Origin of the sequence: Blattabacterium cuenoti, assembly GCF_014252075.1 — a bacterium.
Classification (GTDB): domain Bacteria; phylum Bacteroidota; class Bacteroidia; order Flavobacteriales; family Blattabacteriaceae; genus Blattabacterium; species Blattabacterium cuenoti_AC.
Map to the genome: position 1 here is coordinate 1 of NZ_CP059209.1, position 19,833 is coordinate 19,833.

Consider the following 19,833-nt stretch of genomic DNA (forward strand, 5'->3'; position numbering starts at 1 on the left):
ATGGATAATGAAGCTTTAATAGATTCTTTTTCAGATTTTAAATATGAAAAAAATATAGATAGAGTAAGTCTTATGGCTATTTTAGAAGAATCTATCCGATGCGTTTTAAGAAAAAAATATGATTCATCTAAAAATTACGATATTATTGTAAATCCAGATCAAGGAGATTTAGAGATATGGAGAAACCGCATAGTAGTGCGAGATGGAGAAGTCAAAGATATAAATAAAGAAATAGAATTATCTACAGCTCGTAAAATAGAACCTGATTTTGAAATAGGAGAAGAAGTAACAGAAAAAGTAGAATTACAATCTTTGGGACGAAGAGCTGTTTTATCTTTAAGACAAAATTTGTTTTCAAAAATCAACGAATACGATAATACAAATACTTACAAGAAATTTAAAAACAAAATAGGAGAAATCATTAATGTTGAAGTATATCATATTTTATCTAAGCAAATAATCATGAGAGATGAAGAACAAAACGAAATGGTTTTACCTAAACAAGAACAAATTCCAAGTGATTTTTTTAGAAAAGGAGATCCAGTTAGAGCATTGGTTAAACGAGTCGATTGGAAAGACAATAGGCCTTTTGCTATTCTTACTAGAAAAGATGATGCTTTTTTGGAAGAACTTTTTAAGCTAGAAATACCAGAAGTGTCTGATGGTTTAATTACAGTAAAGAAAGTAGCACGTATACCAGGGGAAAAAGCTAAAGTTTCTGTAGAATCCTATGATGATCGGATAGATCCAGTTGGGGCTTGTGTAGGAATGAAAGGATCTAGAATTCATCCTATTGTAAGAGAACTGAAAAATGAAAATATAGATGTTATAAATTATACTTCTAATACACAATTGTATATTACAAGAGCCCTAAGTCCTGCTAAAGTTTCTATGATGGAAGTGAATGAAGAACACAAGTATGTTAACGTCTATGTAAAACTTGAAGAAATATCAAAAGCAATTGGAAAAGGAGGGCAGAACATAAGATTAGCTAGTCAATTAACTGGATACAAAATCCATATATTTAGAGATTTTCCTTATGAAGATGATGTCGAATTAACAGAATTTTCTGATGAAATAGAACCAGAAGTCTTAGAAAAATTTCATAAAGTAGGTTTAAACACGGCTAAATCTGTTTTAAATTACAGAAAAAATGACCTCAGCAAACGGACCAATCTTGAAGAAAAAATAATAACCAAAGTGGTTTCTATATTAAAAAAAGAATTTGAGGAAGAATTTAATATAAATACATAAGTTTTTTAGAGTTAATTTTTATTTTTGTTCTTATATATATTTATATGACTGATAAAATCAGATTAAAAACAGTATTAACCCAATTCAATATTTCTTTACAAAGAGTAGTTAGTTTTTTACAAAAAAAGGGAATTGAAATAGAACATAATCCTAATGCAAAAATAGAAGAAAAAGTCTACAAATTTCTTGTTCGAGAATTTCAAACTTATAAAGAAATACGAGATGAGTCTGAGAAAGTTTTTTTGCAAAAAAGGATGGAAAAAGAAAAAATAAAAGAAGAATTGTTAAAATCAAAGCATATTCATGATCCTCAAATTATACGTGCTAAGTCAGAAAATTTAATTGGATTTAAGAAAATAGGAAAAATCAATATTGATACATTAGACAAAAAATATGACACTAAATCTAAAGAAGAAAAAAAAAATCAATTGCATAAAAAAGTAGAAAATAAATTTAAGGAGAATAAACCTGAACACATCGATACTATCTATCAGAAATTAGATGGGGTTATGTTAACAGGAGATAGAATTGATTTATCTCAATTTGAAAAAAAAAGAACGAAACAAGAAAATCACATTAAAAAAAAACGAAAAAGAATTAAAAAAGAAATTTTTATTGATGAAATGAAAAATATTCCTGTCAAAAAAAAACAGGATAAAGAAAAAGAAAGAAAACCTTATTTTAAAAATTTTTCTGAAAAGAAAATAGATAAGTCTAAGAATAAAAAAAATTCCCAAAAATCAGGAGTTACTGATGAACAAATAGAGAAGCAAATCAAAGAAACTTTAGAAAAGTTATCATCTAAAGGAATAAAATCAAAAGCTTCAAAAATTAGAAAAGAAAAACGTCTGTACAAAAAAGAAAAAAGACTATTGCAAAATGAGATAGAAAATGAAAAAAAAGAAAAAATACTAAAAGTAGCAGAGTTTACAACAGTTAATGAGTTAGCATCCATGATGAAAGTGAATGCAACTGATGTCATTGTTTCTTGTATGTCCTTAGGAATAATGGTTACTATGAATCAAAGATTGGATGCAGAGATATTAACTTTAGTAGCAGATGAATTTGGATATAATGTAGAATTTGTTGGGTTAGATTTAGAAGAAGCCGTTCAAGATGATAAGGATTTAGAGGAAAATTTAAAACGAAGACCTCCTATTATCACTGTCATGGGACATGTAGATCATGGAAAAACATCTTTATTAGATTATATTAGAAATACTAACGTTATTGCTGGAGAAGCTGGAGGAATTACTCAACATATAGCTGCTTACAGTGTAAAATGTTCTTATAATCAGAGTGTTACTTTTTTAGACACTCCAGGACATGAAGCGTTTACTGCTATGCGTGCAAGAGGAGCTCAAATAACAGATATTGCAATTATAGTTATTGCATCAGATGATCAAGTAATGCCACAAACTAAAGAAGCTATAAGTCATGCTCAAGCAGCTAACGTCCCCATTATTTTTGTATTTAATAAAATAGATAAACCCAATGCAAATACTGATAAAATTAGAGAGCAATTAGCGAATTTAAATTTTTTAGTAGAAGAATGGGGTGGAAAATATCCTTCTCAAGAAATATCAGCAAAATTGGGGACTGGAGTGGATAAATTGTTAGAAAAAGTTCTTTTAGTAGCTGAATTATTAGATTTAAAAGCTAACCCAAATAAACCAGCAATAGGAACAGTAATAGAAGCTTCTTTAGATAAAGGAAGAGGATATATCACGACTTTACTTTTACAAGGAGGAACATTAAAGGTTGGTGATTATGTATTAGCCGGAAGTCATCATGGAAAAGTCAAAAGTATTTTAGATGAGCGTGGAAAATCCATTCTTTCTGCGGATCCATCAAAACCTATTACTATATTAGGATTGAATGGAGCTCCTACTGCAGGAGATAAATTTAAAGTTTTTCAAGATGAAAAAGAAGCAAAACAACTTGCATCTAGAAGAGAACAATTACAAAGAGAACAGAATATACGAGCTCAAAAACATCTTACATTAGATGAGATAGGAAGACGTATTGCACTAGGAGATTTCAAAGAATTAAAAATAATTCTTAAAGGAGATGTAGATGGTTCAGTAGAAGCTATTGCTGATGCTCTTCAAAAATTATCTACGGATACTATCATGGTAAGTATTATTTACAAAGGGGTTGGTCAAATAACAGAATCTGATGTCTTATTAGCAAGCGCTTCAGACGCAATCATAATAGGATTTAATGTTCGTCCTAATATTGGAGCTAAGAATATAGCAAAAAAAGAAAATATAGAAATAAGAACTTACTCAATTATATATGATGTGACTAATGATATTCAAGAAGCTATGGATGGAATGCTTTCTCCTGAAATAAGAGAAAAAATATTAGGAAATGCTGAAATAAGAGAAATTTTTAAAATACCAAAGATAGGAACTATAGCTGGATGTATGGTAGTAGAAGGAAAACTATATCGTCAAGCAAAAGTAAGATTGATTCGAGAAGGAATTGTTATACATAATGGAGTTTTTACTTCTTTAAAACGTTTTAAAGAAGATGTTAAAGAAGTTTCTAAGGGATATGAGTGTGGTTTGGGAATAAAGAATTATAATAATATAAGACCTGGAGATATTGTAGAGGTTTATGAAGAATTATCTACAGAAAAAAAAGTTAAATAAATGTATAGAACACATAATTGTGGTGAATTGTGCGAAAAAGATATTGGGAAAGAAGTAATCTTATCCGGATGGATTCAAAAAAAAAGAAATTTTGGATCTCTATGTTTTATAGACATTAGAGATTATTTTGGGATCACACAACTTATTTTTTCTAGAAAATTAGTAGATAAAAAATTTTTTTTAGGAAAAGAATTTTTAATTAAAATTAAAGGAAAAGTAGTTGAAAGATCATCCAAAAATAACAAGATTCCTACAGGAAAAATAGAAATTTTAGTATCTCAGATAGAAATCTTGAATTCTTCTCTTCCTCCCCCTTTTTCTATTGAAAATAAGACTGATGGAAACGAAAAAATTAGAATGACATACAGATATCTTGATATAAGAAGAAATCCTATAAAAAATAATTTGATTATTCGTCATAATCTTGCTTTAGAAATACGAAATTTTCTTTCTAAAAATGGTTTTTTAGAAATAGAAACTCCTATATTGATAAATTATACACCAGAAGGTGCTAGAAGTTTTGTAGTTCCATCTAGAACACATGTTGGAAAATTTTATACGTTAGCTCAATCTCCTCAACTATTTAAACAATTATTAATGATAGGTGGAGTAGATAAATATTTTCAAATTGTGAAATGTTTTAGGGATGAAGATGCCCGTTCTGATAGACAAATTGAATTTACACAAATAGATTGTGAAATGTCTTTTGTAGGGGTAACCGACGTATTAACTTTTTTTGAATATTTTATTAAACATTTATTTAAAAAAATGAAAAATATTCAATTAGAACCTTTTCCTTGCATTTCTTATTCTGATGCAATGAAAATGTATGGAACGGATAGTCCTGATATTCGTTTTGGCATGTCTTTTATGGAATTAAATAATTTAATTAAAAGAAAAAATATTTCTTTCTTAAAAGAACAAGAATTAGTAATAGGAATCAAAGTAACAAAATGTCATAATGATCATGATCAGATTAATTTTTTTCTAAAAAAAATAGAAAATAAAAATATTTTTTGGATACAATATTTACCGGATAAAACGTTTCTTTCTTCTAATTCAGATTTTATGAATGAAGAAATTATGAGAATTTTTATTAATCATTTTCAAGTAACCCCTGGTGATTTTTTATTCATTTCTTACGGGAAAAAAAGAAAAGCCAGAGAAACACTCGGAAAAATTCGTTTAGAAATAGCGAATCTTTTTAATTTAAAAAAAACCAAAATTTTTAAGCCTTTATGGATTACAGACTTACCTCTTTTTGAATGGAATGAAAAATATAAAAGATATAAATCTGTACATCATCCATTTACAAGTCCAAAAGAAGAAGATATTCATTTGTTAGAAAAACATCCAGAAAGTATTCGTTCTAAATCTTACGATTTGATTATAAATGGAATAGAAATTGGAAGTGGATCTATACGTATTCACAATCAAAATATACAAAATTTGATTTTTAAACATTTAGGATTTTCTGTAAAAGAAATAGAATCTAAATTCGGATTTTTTATCAAAGCTTTTGAATATGGAACTCCTCCTCATGGAGGAATAGCTTTTGGGTTAGATAGGCTAATTAATCTTTTAGAAGAAGATGATGACATAAAGAATTTTATTGCTTTTCCAAAAAACAATTATGGAAAAGATATAATGATCAAAGCTCCATCTTTTTTGAAAAAGGAAAAATTGAAAGAATTACATTTTCGTTAAATGATTTTTATATCGTAAACAAGATTGTTCATATACAAAAATAGCTTTATCTTGATTTTTCCAATTTCCTATTTTCACTTTTTTGTTTTCTAGATCTTTATATACTAAAAAAAAATGTTCTATCTCTTTTTTAGTATGTAAGGAAATTTCATCAATACTATTTATTGTATTATAATTTGGATCTGCAATAGGTACACAAATAATCTTTTCATCTTCTCCTTTTTCATCTGTCATAAAAAAAATTCCAATAGGTTTTACTTGTATTAAACAACCCGGAATTGTAGGTTCTGTCAAAAAAACTAATGCATCTAATGGATCTCCATCCATAGAAAGTGTTTTTGGAATAAACCCATAATCTGTTGGATAACTCATAGGAGAGTATAAAACTCTATCTAATCGAATTAGATTATTTTTTTTATCAAATTCATACTTATTTCTACTTCCTTTTGGAATTTCAATAAGTACATCAAAATTGACTTTCATATTTTTATATTTTAGTATAACAATTAAATTTTTCCAAATATAAAGCAACTTTTTTAGCAAAACCTCCACCTAAAACTCCATCTATTACACGATGATCATAAGAATGTGACAAATAAATTTTGTGTCTAATTCCTATAAAATCACCTTCTGGAGTTTCTATAATAGATAATTTCTTTTGTATTAAACCTATAGCCATAATAGCAACCTGAGGTTGATGTATAATTGGAGTTCCAAAAAGATTTCCAAAACTCCCAATATTGCTAATTGTATAGGTTCCACCTTGAGTTTCTTCAGGTTTTAATTGATTAGATTTGGCTCTTTTAATTAAGTCATTAATAATTTTGATTAATCCTCCTAAATTATAAGAATCTGCGTGCTTTATAACAGGAACAATCAAATTACCATTAGGTAATGCTGTAGCTAATCCTATATGAATATTTCTTTTTTTTATTATGTTTGTTCCATTAACAGAAATATTGATCATAGGAAGATCCTTAATAGCTTTGACTACACATTCCACAAAAACAGACATCAAGGTAAGTTTTTCTCCTGTATTCTTTTGAAAAGAGTCTTTCATTTTCTCTCTCCATTTCACAATATTTGTTACATCTGCTTCAACAAAAGAAGTAACGTGTGCAGATATGTTTTTGCTATTTATCATATGTTCTGCAGTGATTTTACGAATTCTATCCATTTCTACAGTTTCTTCACTCTCTACCATATTGTTTTTATGATTATTACACGATAAAAATATATCACTGTATTTAGACCTAATCATTTTATTTTTTTGAATATATTTTAATATGTCTTTTTTAGTGACTCGACCTTTTTCTCCAGTTCCTTCTATTGTTTCTAATTCGTAAAAACTAACTCTTTCTTTATGGGCAATAGTACGTACAAGAGGAGAATAAAAACGTTTTTTATTTTCTTCCATTGTTTCATCTTTTTCATCTTCTACAGGGATTTTCTTTAATTTTTCTTCCGTTTCTAAAATTGCTATCGTATTTCCTACCTTAGCCACTTCATTAGGAGAAAATAATTTCTTTTTCAATATCCCATTGACTGGAGAAGAAATTTCAGAATCTACTTTATCTGTAGCTATTTCTACCAAAAGGTCATCTTTTTTTATAGAATCTCCTTCTTTTTTTAACCAACGAATGATAGTAGCCTCAGCTATACTTTCACCCATGGCTGGAAGGGGCAAATTATACTCGGCCATCTAGATTAATCGTTTTATATTTGCAGATACTAATCAGATTTTACAATCTAATACTAATGAAAATAGAAAACTTACAAGACCAAAAATAATAAATTCATTTTAAAAAATGAAAATTCTTTCTTTAAATCAAATCAGAAGTGCTGATCAATACTGTATTGATTACGAATCTATTTCTTCTCTTGAATTAATGAATAGAGCAGCTAAAAGCTGTTTTAATTGGATTCTAAAAAATAGACGCTTTCAAGTTAGAAAAGTTCCATTTATAGTTTTATCAGGAAACGGAAATAATGGAGGAGATGGACTTTCTTTGGCTAAAATGTTATATTTTTACGGAGCTAAAATTTCCGTATACATTGTGAATATTTCTAACCAATTTTCAAATGAATTTCTAATCAATAAGGAAAAAATATTAAGATATGGAATTCCTTTACAAGTTATTTGTGAAGGAGATAAATTTCCTTTATTGGATAAGGAAAGTTATTTAATTGATGCTATTTTTGGAATAGGATTTAATCGATTGATCAACAAATATTGGAAGTCTTTTTTTCATTACATCAATGAAAAAAAGTTTCAGTCCGTTCTATCTATAGACATCCCTTCTGGTCTTTTTATGGAAAAAAATCACGATGATTTTACAGGAATAATTAAGGCTACTCATACTTTAACTTTTCAAGTTCCAAAATTACCTTTTTTCTTTCCAAGTTATGAAAATTATGTTGGAAAGTGGGAAATATTGAACATTGGATGGAAAAGTGATTTCCTTCAAAAAATGCAAACAAAAAACTTTTATATAGATGATCAATGCATTTATGCTATAAAAAAAACAAGAAAAAAATTTTCCCATAAAGGAGATTATGGACATGGAATTATTATAGGAGGAAATCATGGTATGATGGGATCTGTTATCCTTTCTGCAAAAGCAAGTTTACGAACTGGAATAGGAAAATTAAGCGTATATGTCCCTTATTGTGGATATGAAATTATACAGAATGCTCTTCCGGAGGTTATTGTAAAAACAGATATGAAAAAACATTGGATAAGTGATATTGTTATCCCCGCTGATATAAATGCAATAGGAATAGGAGTAGGAATGGGGAAACATCCTAAAACTGAATATGCTTTTGCATCTTTTCTATTAAAAGTGAAATACAAAAATATATCTATGATAGTTGATGCAGACGCCTTAAATATATTATCAAATCAATTGGAATTATTAAATCTTCTTCCAAAGAATACTATTCTTACTCCACATCCAAAAGAATTTTATAGATTGGTTGGCCCATGGAAAAATGATTATCAAAAATTAGATCTTTTAAAGAAAATGTCTATGACATATAAAACATTTGTTGTATTAAAAGGGGCTCATACCATTATTTCTACTCCCTGTGGAGATCTGTATTTTAATAGTACTGGAAATCCAGGAATGTCAAAAGCTGGAAGTGGAGATGTTCTGACTGGAATGATAATGAGTTTATTATCTCAAGGTTATTCTCCAAAAAAATCATGTATAATGGGTGTTTATTTACATGGATTAGCAGGAGATATTGCTTCAAAAAAATTAAGCGAAGAATCAATCATTTCTAGTGATATTATTAATCACATAGGATCTGCTTTTCAGAAAATTACAATTTAAGCATATATCTATTATAGATAGCAGCGCATGACAAATATAATAAAATTATTATCATTGTTGCTAAAGCAATTTTAAAAATAAAATCTCCATATTTTATATAAAACGTTTTCTGATCATTGAGGTATATTTTATCATACAAAACTCCTTCTTTTCCATAAGGAATATGTGATTTTATCTCTCCTTTTTCGTTAATGAAACAAGAAATTCCTGTATTAGCAGATCTAGCTATCCATTTTCTATTTTCAATAGCTCTGAGACGTGCGTAATACATATGTTGTTTGTGTCCTTGAGAAGGACCCCACCAACCATCATTAGTAATGATAACCATCAATTCTGCATTTTTTTTAAAAAAATTAGAAACATATTCTCCAAATACAGACTCATAACAAATAATAGGAGCTATTTTTACTCCTAAATGAGGATGCTTAAAAATTGAAGGATCATTTTCTTTTCCAAGTTCCATTACAGTTCCTCCAAAATTGAGTAATAAATTTCCTAATATAGGATAAAAAATTTTTTTATAAGGAAAAGTTTCTACTGCTGGTACTAGTTTAGATTTATGATGATACTCTATATTTTCATTAATTCCTATCTGAATAACTGAATTAAAAACATCTAACCATTGTATATTTTTTTTTGAATTTTCTAAGAAAATCGGAAAAGAAGTTGAACTTATTTTTTCTTGATATAAAGAAAATAATTCTACTCCTGTTATAAATACTGTGTTTGGAGATTTTTTTTTCAAATAATCTCTAAACACAGAGATTATTTGATTGTTGTTTATCTTATTTATTGGAATTTTATTTCCATTTCCAGGAAATGTAGTTTCAGGAGCCAATATAATCATGGTATTTTTAGATATTTTGTGATCCATTAATTTCTTGAATTTTAAAATCAGTTTTTTTTTTGAAATATGATATTTTTGACTGTATGGATCAATATTAGGTTGTAAAATCAACGTATCTACAGATCTTCTATATTTTTTTTCTTCATATCTTGTATATATAAGATGTGATATAAAAATCATTAAAAATATTTTTCCTATATTGAAAAAGATTCTTTTATATAAAAAAAGTATATTTTTATTTTTTTCATACTTTAGAATCGATTCTGTCAATCCAATATTTACTGTCCATATCCATACAGACCCTCCTAAAGTTCCAGTATATTCGTACCATTGAATCCAATCTATCTGATTAGAGAAGCCATTCCCCAAATTTAACCATGGCCAAGATAATTCCCATTCTAAATGCATCTTTTCAAATGAAATCCATAAGCAAACTAAAAACACATTTCCTATTTTTTTACTTACTGCATGTTTTTTAATCCATGAAGACAAAGTAAAAACAATTGACATAAAAAAAGAATTCAATAATACAGGAATTAAATAAGCTTCTACAGAAAAAGTTCCATTAATTCTTTTTGAATAAGATAACCACCATGTAGAAATAGCATTCCATATTAAAAAAGTAACAAAAGAAAGAAAAAAAATATAAGAATTTTTCAAGTAGTTTTCTACATATAACAAAGGAATGAAAGCGATGAATAAATACATAGGATTTCCATTAGTAGGCCATCCTAAACTCAATAAAATTCCTGAAAAAATACTGTATAAAAAAAATTTAATCTTTCTTATCTCATATGAAATTTGATATAAAATAAATGGAGCTGGCGGGATTTGAACCCGCGTCCAAACAAGTAGCATAAAAGTTTTCTACATACTTATCCAAAAAATATTTTTTCGTATTTATTCAAGTTTTGGATCCAAAATAAAAACTAAGATTCAAAATTTTTTTTCGGAAAACTTAAGAATCATCTGTCTTCCTATCCTTAATATTTTTTTGTACCTCTATATCAGAAATCATAAGGAAACAATCTCTGAGAGATATTTTGCTTCTGTATTTTTTATTCAGATTAAGCTACAATGAATTAATTTCCATTAAGCAGCAAAAGCGTATTGTTTTTCGCCGTTTATTGTTATTTGTAACGGTTTATTTACGTGTAATACCTTACGTAACACGGTATGCTTTCTTTTATCACTAATCTTGCTGTCAAATCCAAAATCAGCCCCTATACTATATACACATACTACTAGATAAATCTATTCTGATCTGAAACGTCCATCCTTACAAAGATAAACAATAAAATAGTAAAAGACCAAAGAGATGATCCACCATAACTGAAAAAAGGTAAAACAATTCCTATTGTAGGAAAAAGCCCCATAACCATTCCTAAATTGATGACAAAATGAGTCAAAATGATATTTCCAACTGAATATCCAAAAATTCTTCCAAAAACATCTTTTTGTCTTTCAGATAAAAAATAAATACGACTAATAAAAAATAAATAAAATATAATTAAAATAACACTTCCTATAAAACCCCATTCTTCTCCTACAGTACAAAAAATATAATCAGTATGTTGTTCAGGAACAAATTTTCCTTTTGTAACAGTTCCTTTTTGATATCCTTTTCCAAAAAATTTTCCAGAACCAATAGCTGTTTTTGAATATAATAAATTGTATCCTACATTATCTCTATATTTTCTATCAAATTCATTTTTGAATAGAATATTAATTCTATCTCTATGATGTTGTTTCAAAAATTTTTGAGAAAAAAATGGAGAAAAAATGGAAATAGCAGAAAAGCTTACAAATAAAAATATATAAAAAAAGAAATTAATAAATGATATATTTTTTTTTACAATGAAGATAAAAATAAAAATTATAAACAAAAATGAAACTACTATCCAAGGTAATATATTTAATGAAATCAAAAATAATAAAATAGAAAATAAAAAATAAAGTATAAAAGAAATAGATAATCCTTCTCTATATAAAGTTAGAAGAAAAGAAGAAAAAACAATAGAAGAACCTGGATCAGGTTGTAAAAATATTAAAAAAGCAGGCAATATCAAGATAATACATGTATAGAAAAATACTTTTTTATTTTTAATATTATCTTGACTCACCAAATGTGCTAACATTAAAGATGTAGATATTTTAGCTAATTCAGAAGGTTGAAAACTAATAGGGCCAAAAAAGTACCAAGATTTTGATCCATTCACGTTTTTTCCAAAAAAAAATACTCCAACCAAAAGAAATAACGTAAATAAAAAGAAAAAAGGTGTAAAATATTTATAGTGAATGGGTTTAAACAAAAAAACAAAAAATATGAAAACAAAACTTAACAAAATCCATATTAATTGTTTTTCTGCTTTTTCAGGAGAAACAGAATACAAATTCATACATCCAAAAAAAATCATAAAAATATAAATTGTTACAATTCCCCAGTCTATATTTTTTAGTAATATTTTATTTCTTTTTATCAAAAGAACTTTTTGTATAAAAATTATTGAATCTTTTCATTTTTGCTATAGTATCGTATACTTTCTGCAATCCTGAAGTCAGGATTTTTTTTTCAAGATTTTTTCTATGCACATTATTATTTATGTATTTTTCCGCAATAAGACTAGCAATAGGACCAGCCCAACGAGATCCAAATCCTCCATTTTCTATTATAACAGAAATAGCTATTTTAGGATCCTCTACAGGAGCAAATAATATGAAAATAGAATGATCAGGTAAAGAAACTATTTTCTGTTTATTGATTTTAAGAAAATTCTGAGCAGTTCCTGTTTTTCCAGCCATTCTAATATCAGATGATTTAAAACTCTTTCCTGTTCCAATTATAAAAACTTTTTCCATTCCATTAATAATTAAATCAAAATATTTCCTTTTTACTTTAGTATGTTTAGCTATAGTATAATTCGGATTAGATATAGGTTGATGATTTATGCGTTTCACAATATGGGGAGTATAGAAAAATCCTTTATTCGCTATAGCACAAACCATATTAGCCAATTGAATAGCTGTTACATTGATCTCTCCTTGTCCTATACTATTGGAAATAATAGTAATAGCATTCCATTTTGTAGTTCCATATTTTTTATTGTAATAATCTCCTGAAGGAATGACTCCTTTTTCTCCTGTGGCTAAATCATTATACAAATAATTTCCAAACCCAAAACTTTTAATAATATTACTCCATTCATTAACTCCTTTTGTTAAATTTTTAGGATATTTTTCAATCACACGTTTATAAACTTGTGCAAAATAATTATTACAAGAAACAGCAACAGCTGTTTCTACTCCTATAGGTAATCCATGAATTCCAGAATGGCAATGAATTCTTTTTTTTCCATATTTAAATCCTTTATAACATATGAATGTAGTATTGGAATCCACTACTCCCATTTGAAGACCAACTAATTCTGTAAGTAATTTAAATGGAGAAGCTGGAGGATAACGAGCTTGTGTTGTTCTATCAAATAAAGGATTATCTATAGTATCTTTCATTAATTTTTTAAATTCTTTAGAACGATTTATTCCTACAAATAAATTAGGATTATTAATAGGACTAGACACCATTGATAAAATTTCCCCATTTTTAGGATTAATAGCGACTATTCCTCCTTTTTTTTGATACATAAGTTCTTCTGCGTATTTTTGTAAATTCCAATCAATAGTTAAAGAAATATCATTTCCACTAACTGCTTTAATATCATTTTTTTTGTTGTTATAATTCCCTATGGTACACCCTTTTCTATCTCTAATCCAATATTTTATACCCTTTTTTCCTCTTAGTATTTTTTCATAAGATTTTTCCACTCCAGCCCAACCAATAAAATCTCCTATTTGATAATAATTAGATTCTTTTTTAATATCTTTTTGAGTTACTTCTCCTATATATCCCAAAATATTAGCTGAACTTTCTACTTTGTAATCTCTAAGAGAACGTTTTGTCCAATCAAATCCTTTGTATTTATAAAGTTTTTCTTGTATAGTCGCAAATTTTTCTTTTGATATAAAAGGAAGGAAAACAGATGGTAAATATTTAGAATAATCCTTTGCTTTTTCTAAATTTTTAGAAAAAGTTTTTTTTTCAATTCCTACAAGATTACAAAATTCTATAATATTAAAATGTTCATCTATAAGAATCGGAATAACTATTAATTCATAAATAGATTTATTAAAAACTAATAAATTTTCATTTCTATCAAAAATGGATCCTCTTTCAGGAATAATTATTTCTTGTTTTATAGAAGTATTAAAAGCATTCAAAATATACTTCTCCGTATATATTTGTATAAAAAATAATCTAATTATGAAAATAAAGCCTATAGAACTTAATAAAATGTAAAAATTATATAATTTTTTCAATGTTTAATTTTTCTGAAAAAAAAATATATAATACATAAAATAGTTGTAAAACTACTGCTGAATATTGCTCTAAATAAAAGAACTTTACTCAAAGTTGTTCCCTTTAGTATTTCTAATATTAACAAAGAAAAATGATGTGTAATAACTAATGAAAATATATAAAGAATTTTTCTAATAAAAGATAATTCATAAATAGAAAAATCATTTCTGTTTATGAAATTTTTTCCATCAAAAAACTGTAGATAATTTAATCTTAAAAAAGCAGATAAAGTAGAAGAAAAAGCATGAATTCCTCCAGAATTCATACAATGATCTATAATCCATCCAATTAAAAAAGATAAAAATAAGAATAAAAATTTATTTCTATTGTATGGATAGACCAATATAAAAAGTATATATGAATAGAATCCTAAAAATAATGTATTTAATATTGATATTTGAATTAAACAAAGAATAAAAATGAAGAAAACGGAAACAATAAAACTTCTAATGAAACTCATTATTTTATTTATTTTCAACTTTATAAAGTTGAACATCATTCCACTCTTTTTTAAATAAATTTTTTACAACATAAGCGTTTTCTATAGTAGAAAAATTCGCCATCAATTTTACTTTTATAATATAATTAGCATGTTCTTCATCAAATTTATAGGAGGAGACTTTCCCAAGTTCTATTCCTTCAGGAAAAGTAGATGATTTTCCATCTGTTTCCACTATATCTCCTTTATGTATTGTAGAGTGTCTAGGAATATCATACAATACTACATATTCATGATCCAGGCCATCCCAACTTAGAGTTCCAAAATATTTATTTTTTTTCAGTCTAGCATTTACTTTAATTTTTGGATTTAAAAGAGAAATAGCGATACTAAAATGTGGAGATGTTTTTATAATAATTCCAGCAATCCCGTCAGATAATATAATTCCCATATCAGGTTTTATTCCATCTATACTTCCTTTATTTATAGTTATGTAATTTTCCTGCTCATGAATACTGTTATTTATAATTTTTACAGGAGTAAAAGTATATTGTTGTAAATAGTTAAGATCTTCTTCTTTGAAATCTTTAGATATTTTTATTATTTTGGAAAATATGTGTGCATTGCGTAATTTTTTGTTTTCATTTAACAATTTTTTATTTTCAATTTCTAATAAAAAATAACTGCGTAATTTGTAAATAGTTTCATAAATCTTTCCAATCATGAAATTAGAAGAGCCAGCATAAATATATTGATGAAGTTTAGAATTTGAAAAAGAAAGAAAAATAGCCGCACATTCTAGTAGAAAAAATAAAATAAAAAAACGCCATTTAAAAAGAAAATTAAAAAATTCACGCATAAGATTTATCTATCCTATTTCATTAAGAATGTAAATTTATCAATATTTTTCAATGCAACACCTGTTCCTTTAACTACAGCTCTTAAAGGATCATCTACTAAAGAGACAGAAAGGCCCGTTTTTTTAGATATTCTTTTATCCAATCCTCTCAAAAGAGATCCTCCTCCAGCCATATAGATTCCTGTTTTATAAACATCTGCGGCAAGTTCTGGTGGCGTTTTTGAAAGAGTTTCCATCACAGCATCTTCTATTCGTAAAATTGATTTATCAAGAGCTGGAATAGTTTCTTTATAAGAAAGGTTCATTTCTTTTGGTTTTCCTGTAGAAAGATCTCTGCCTTGTATATGAATATCATCAGGAGGATTTTCAATTGATTCCATTGCAGCCCCTATATCTATTTTTATTTTTTCGGCAGTCCTTTCTCCAATATACAAGTTGTATTTGGTACGAAGAAAATAAGATATATCATTGGTAAAAACATCTCCAGCTGTTTTTATGGATTTTTGACAAACAATTCCTCCTAGAGCTATGACTCCACATTCTGTAGTTCCTCCTCCTATATCAATAATCATATTTCCTTCTGCTTTGGTGACTGAAATTCCAGAACCTATAGCAGCGGCCATAGGTTCTTCAATAAGATAAACTTCTTTGGCATTTAGGTGTTGAGCAGAATCTTTGACTGCTCTTTTTTCTACTTCTGTAATACCGGATGGAATGCAAATAACCATTGTTAATGATGGAGTAAAAAATTTATTATTTATACCTGGGACTTTCTTAATAAATTCTCTTATCATAAGTTCAGCTACTTGATAATCCGCAATAACTCCATCTTTTAATGGTTTATATATTTTAATGTTTTCATGTGTTTTTCCTTGCATTTGTTTTGCTTCTTCACCTACAGCTAACACTTTTTTTGTTCTTACATCTATAGCTATAATTGAAGGTAAATCCACTATAACTTTATTATTGTGCATAATAAGCGTATTTGCTGTTCCTAAATCTATGGCTATCTCTTGATTAAAGAGGTTTTTCATAAAATCTATTATTAATCCCATTAATATTTATTCATGAAAATATTCACCTAATTTAAATAAAAAATACAGTTTTTCAGTATATTAAACTTTTTATATAAATTTTTTCTTTTGAAGGAACATCATGTCTTTTTGTTACAAGGCAGTAATAAAAAAAATCGGAAAGAATATTTGGATCAATCTTTAATTTTGATATCTCAAAAAATTGGAAAAATTCTTAAAAAATCTTCATATTTTGAAAGCGAAGCATGGAATATGAAAAACTCCCCCCCTTTTTATAATAGAGCTTTATATGTAAAGACGAGTCATTCTCCCATTAGTCTTTTAGAAAATATTTTGAATATAGAATTCCTGATAGGAAGAATAGGAATAAAAAAAAATCATAATCATTATACAGAAGAATATGAAGATAGAGAAATAGATATAGATATTTTATTTTATGATCATATCATTATACATAGTTCTATTTTAACTGTCCCACATCCTCTATTGCATATGAGAAGATTTGTTTTAGAACCTATGTGTGAAATTATCCCAAATAAAATTCATCCTATATTTAATTTGACCCTTTTAGATATATTAGGAGTATGCACAGATAAGTTAAATGTAAAAAAATTACTGAACTAAGTTATTTCACCATATTAAACAAAAATAATTTGTTTCATAAAAGAACTCCGTTTTCTATTTTCATTATGATGTTATTCGTTTCTATTTTTGTTTATGCAAACGAAAAAAAAGAAAATAACGATTATCAAATAAATAATTTTTTTAAAGATTTTGAAAACGTTATAAAATACAAATCAAATATACAAGAACATAATATAAAAGAAGGAAAATCCTTTCTAAAAGGAAAGGCTTCTATAGAATATGATGATATAAAAATTCAAGCAGATTGTATTGAATTTAATTGGAACAATGGAGATTTGCACGCAATTCAAAAAGAAAAATTTATTCTTTTTCAACAAGGAAATCATCAATACACTTTTAGTGATTTTCACATTAATTTGAAGAGTAAAAAAATAGAAGCAAAAGATTTTCATATAAAAAGTAAAAATCACATGATTATAGCAAGTAGTATTGAAAAAAAAGATCAGAATACAAGTTTGATGAAAAAAATTACATATATATCAGATCCTTTTTTTCTAAAAAAGAAAGACAATGATCCTGATTTTTATTTGAAAACAAGTTTCTTGAAATATTTTCATTTTAAGAAATATATTTTTTCTGGTCCCGTTTTTTTTTATTGGTATCAAGTTCCAATGCCTATATTTTTTCCTTTTTTATATATCCCTGTAAAAGAATTAAATAAAAATTTTTATGAAATGATATATCCAAAAATTGGAATTCAAAATAAAAGGATTTATGTAGAGGATATGGGGTTATTTTTACCAATTTCCAATTTATTGAATTTTAAAATATTAAGTTCAATATATAACACAGATAAATGGAATTTGAAAACAAGAATGGAATATAAATTGAAATATTCCTATAATGGGTTTTTTGATTTCAATTATCAATCTATATCAAATAAACAACATGATTATCAATTTCAGTGGAAACATAATCAAGATTATAAGTCAGATTCTGATACAAAATTTAATGCAAACATTAATTATAATAAAAATATACTATCAGACAACAATGACAACGAATCTCTTTCATATTTAAGTATGAAAAAAAAATTTTCTAATTATTTATTGTTTCTGGATGCTTATATGGTAAAAAAAAACAACAATAATAAAGGAAAAATAAAATTTATAATTCCAGAATTAATTTTTCATATGAAAAATATGTTTTTCAATAATCAAAAAAACTTTTTTTTACATCATACAAGCATAGAAAATAAAATATTGATTCATAATTCTGTGGAATCTTGTGAAAAAAAAGTATCCTTTTATACTGGATTCAATCACAAAATGAATATTTCTACTTATTTTTCTTTTTTCGATTCTTATTTGAAAATTTCACCTAAATTTTTTTATGAGGAATTTTATATATGGAAATTTCCTTACACCTGCATTTCAAATTTGCAAAAAATAGATTTTTTAACAGACCTGATATCTATCCCATTCAATAGGACTTTAGAAATCAAAAAAAATGTTTTTTTATTGAAACATCAAATAGAACCTGTGTTATCTTTCTATGTAAGATACTTTCCTCCTGTTTTTCATCATGAAAAAAATTATTTTGAAAAAAAAATAAACTTTATATTAAATAATGATTTGGATGTTCAAATAAAAAACAAATTTAATGAATATCAAAAAATAAAAATGCTTAAGAATTTGAGTTCTTCATTTCTTGTTGATCAAAATACTATAAAATTGGACAATTTACATATTGTAGGTCATGCTGATTTTACAAAAAATTTAGGTTTAAAATATAAAGGTGGAATAAATTTTGTTGGAAAAAAGAAGAAAATGAACAAAGTAATGTATTTTGATTTTTCTTTTTTTTGTAATTATGATACCAATTTTTTTTCTGATAAAAATGAATATAGAAAAAAAGGAAAAAATCGTTATGATTATTTTCTTTTTGATAAAGAAAATTATGCAAAATATTCAATTCCATTCTCTTTCAAAATTGATTTTCATTATAATTATGAAAACTATATCAATCAAAAGAAACTTTTTAATGCTTTTTTAGGTATAAATGGATCTGTAAATATTACAAAATATTGGAAAATTGATATTCATACGGATTATGATCTATTTAAAAAAAAGATAATCTTTACTAATATTATTTTTTATAGAGATTTAAGAAGTTTTAAGATGAGTTTTAATTGGATTCCTATGAAAAATCCTTCTTGGCATTTTTTTATTGGAATTAAAGATCCAAATTTGAGTAACATCATACAGTATAATGAAAAAAACTAAAATAAATTAAATATGATCCACAAAAAATTTTCAATAGAAAAAATTCCATCTTATGGAGCATATAGCACATGTGTTCTTGTGGGGAATTTGTTATTTGTTTCTGGACAAATAGGTGTAGATCCAAAAACTGGAAAATTAATTTCTGATTCTATAGAAATGGAAACAAAGAAAATAATGGAAAATCTGAAAATTATTCTTTCAGAAAATGGAATAGGGTTTCAAAATGTTATCAAGACTTCTATTTTTATAAGAAATATGAGTCATTTTTCTAAAATAAATGATGTATACTCTAAATTTTTTCATGAAGGGAATTATCCAGCTAGAGAAACTATTCAAGTTTCTGGATTGCCGAAAAATGCTAGTATAGAAATATCTTTGATTGCATGTAAAAATTAGATCTTTAGATATATTGTCAAA

15 protein-coding genes and 1 other RNA gene are annotated in these 19,833 nt (G+C 26.4%); 7 read left to right on the forward strand and 9 right to left on the reverse strand.

The window, feature by feature from the left end; all coding sequences use genetic code 11:
- The 3 genes from nusA to aspS are packed head-to-tail and all read left to right on the forward strand — an operon-like array spanning position 1 to position 5,618.
- Positions 1 to 1,254: a transcription termination factor NusA gene (gene nusA / locus H0H47_RS00005; RefSeq protein ID WP_185866017.1), complete on the forward strand. Its 1,254-nt coding sequence runs from the start codon at positions 1 to 3 to the stop codon at positions 1,252 to 1,254.
- Positions 1,255 to 1,298: 44 nt separating this feature from the next.
- Positions 1,299 to 3,911 carry a translation initiation factor IF-2 gene (gene infB, locus H0H47_RS00010; protein ID WP_185866018.1) on the forward strand — a complete coding sequence of 871 codons (2,613 nt, stop codon included), beginning with the start codon at positions 1,299 to 1,301 and terminating at the stop codon, positions 3,909 to 3,911.
- Positions 3,912 to 5,618: an aspartate--tRNA ligase gene (gene aspS / locus H0H47_RS00015; RefSeq protein ID WP_185866019.1), complete on the forward strand. Its 1,707-nt coding sequence runs from the start codon at positions 3,912 to 3,914 to the stop codon at positions 5,616 to 5,618.
- Here the strand turns inward: aspS and H0H47_RS00020 are convergent.
- Positions 5,604 to 6,101, reverse strand: coding sequence for an inorganic diphosphatase (locus H0H47_RS00020; RefSeq protein ID WP_185866020.1), 498 nt, complete (start codon positions 6,099 to 6,101; stop codon positions 5,604 to 5,606). The genes aspS and H0H47_RS00020 overlap by 15 nt on opposite strands.
- 4 nt (positions 6,102 to 6,105) lie before the next feature.
- The gene (locus H0H47_RS00025; protein ID WP_185866021.1) at positions 6,106 to 7,320 is read right to left on the reverse strand and encodes a dihydrolipoamide acetyltransferase family protein; all 1,215 of its coding nucleotides are present in this window, start codon (positions 7,318 to 7,320) and stop codon (positions 6,106 to 6,108) included.
- A 106-nt stretch (positions 7,321 to 7,426) separates the two neighbouring features.
- On the opposite strand from H0H47_RS00025, the gene H0H47_RS00030 reads away from it, so the two are divergent.
- Positions 7,427 to 8,953 carry an NAD(P)H-hydrate dehydratase gene (locus H0H47_RS00030; RefSeq protein ID WP_185866022.1) on the forward strand — a complete coding sequence of 509 codons (1,527 nt, stop codon included), beginning with the start codon at positions 7,427 to 7,429 and terminating at the stop codon, positions 8,951 to 8,953.
- Here H0H47_RS00030 and lnt read toward each other — a convergent pair.
- The 7 genes from lnt to H0H47_RS00065 form a co-directional block, all read right to left on the reverse strand.
- Complete coding sequence (lnt, locus tag H0H47_RS00035) at positions 8,943 to 10,658, reverse strand: apolipoprotein N-acyltransferase (RefSeq protein WP_185866023.1); 1,716 nt, start codon at positions 10,656 to 10,658, stop codon at positions 8,943 to 8,945. The two genes, H0H47_RS00030 and lnt, sit on opposite strands and share 11 nt — an antisense overlap.
- Positions 10,614 to 11,024, reverse strand: a transfer-messenger RNA (tmRNA) gene (gene ssrA / locus H0H47_RS00040). Before ssrA ends, lnt begins: the two co-directional genes overlap by 45 nt.
- A gap of 20 nt (positions 11,025 to 11,044) precedes the next feature.
- Positions 11,045 to 12,283: a rod shape-determining protein RodA gene (gene rodA / locus H0H47_RS00045; protein ID WP_185866024.1), complete on the reverse strand. Its 1,239-nt coding sequence runs from the start codon at positions 12,281 to 12,283 to the stop codon at positions 11,045 to 11,047.
- Positions 12,267 to 14,174 carry a penicillin-binding protein 2 gene (gene mrdA, locus H0H47_RS00050; RefSeq protein ID WP_185866025.1) on the reverse strand — a complete coding sequence of 636 codons (1,908 nt, stop codon included), beginning with the start codon at positions 14,172 to 14,174 and terminating at the stop codon, positions 12,267 to 12,269. The genes rodA and mrdA overlap by 17 nt, the downstream gene beginning before the upstream one ends.
- A complete protein-coding gene (locus tag H0H47_RS00055; RefSeq protein ID WP_185866026.1) occupies positions 14,171 to 14,674 on the reverse strand; it encodes a hypothetical protein in 504 nt (167 codons plus the stop codon). The genes mrdA and H0H47_RS00055 overlap by 4 nt, the downstream gene beginning before the upstream one ends.
- Positions 14,675 to 14,678: 4 nt before the next feature.
- Complete coding sequence (gene mreC, locus H0H47_RS00060) at positions 14,679 to 15,512, reverse strand: rod shape-determining protein MreC (protein WP_185866027.1); 834 nt, start codon at positions 15,510 to 15,512, stop codon at positions 14,679 to 14,681.
- A 14-nt stretch (positions 15,513 to 15,526) separates the two neighbouring features.
- A complete protein-coding gene (locus H0H47_RS00065) occupies positions 15,527 to 16,567 on the reverse strand; it encodes a rod shape-determining protein (RefSeq protein ID WP_185866028.1) in 1,041 nt (346 codons plus the stop codon).
- 87 nt (positions 16,568 to 16,654) lie between these two features.
- On the opposite strand from H0H47_RS00065, the gene folK reads away from it, so the two are divergent.
- The 3 genes from folK (at position 16,655) to H0H47_RS00080 (ending at position 19,812) form a co-directional block, all read left to right on the forward strand.
- Positions 16,655 to 17,170: a 2-amino-4-hydroxy-6-hydroxymethyldihydropteridine diphosphokinase gene (gene folK / locus H0H47_RS00070; protein ID WP_185866029.1), complete on the forward strand. Its 516-nt coding sequence runs from the start codon at positions 16,655 to 16,657 to the stop codon at positions 17,168 to 17,170.
- A 65-nt stretch (positions 17,171 to 17,235) separates the two neighbouring features.
- A complete protein-coding gene (locus H0H47_RS00075; protein ID WP_238785087.1) occupies positions 17,236 to 19,416 on the forward strand; it encodes a putative LPS assembly protein LptD in 2,181 nt (726 codons plus the stop codon).
- A gap of 12 nt (positions 19,417 to 19,428) precedes the next feature.
- Positions 19,429 to 19,812 carry a Rid family detoxifying hydrolase gene (locus H0H47_RS00080; protein ID WP_185866030.1) on the forward strand — a complete coding sequence of 128 codons (384 nt, stop codon included), beginning with the start codon at positions 19,429 to 19,431 and terminating at the stop codon, positions 19,810 to 19,812.
- Positions 19,813 to 19,833: the final 21 nt, after the last annotated feature.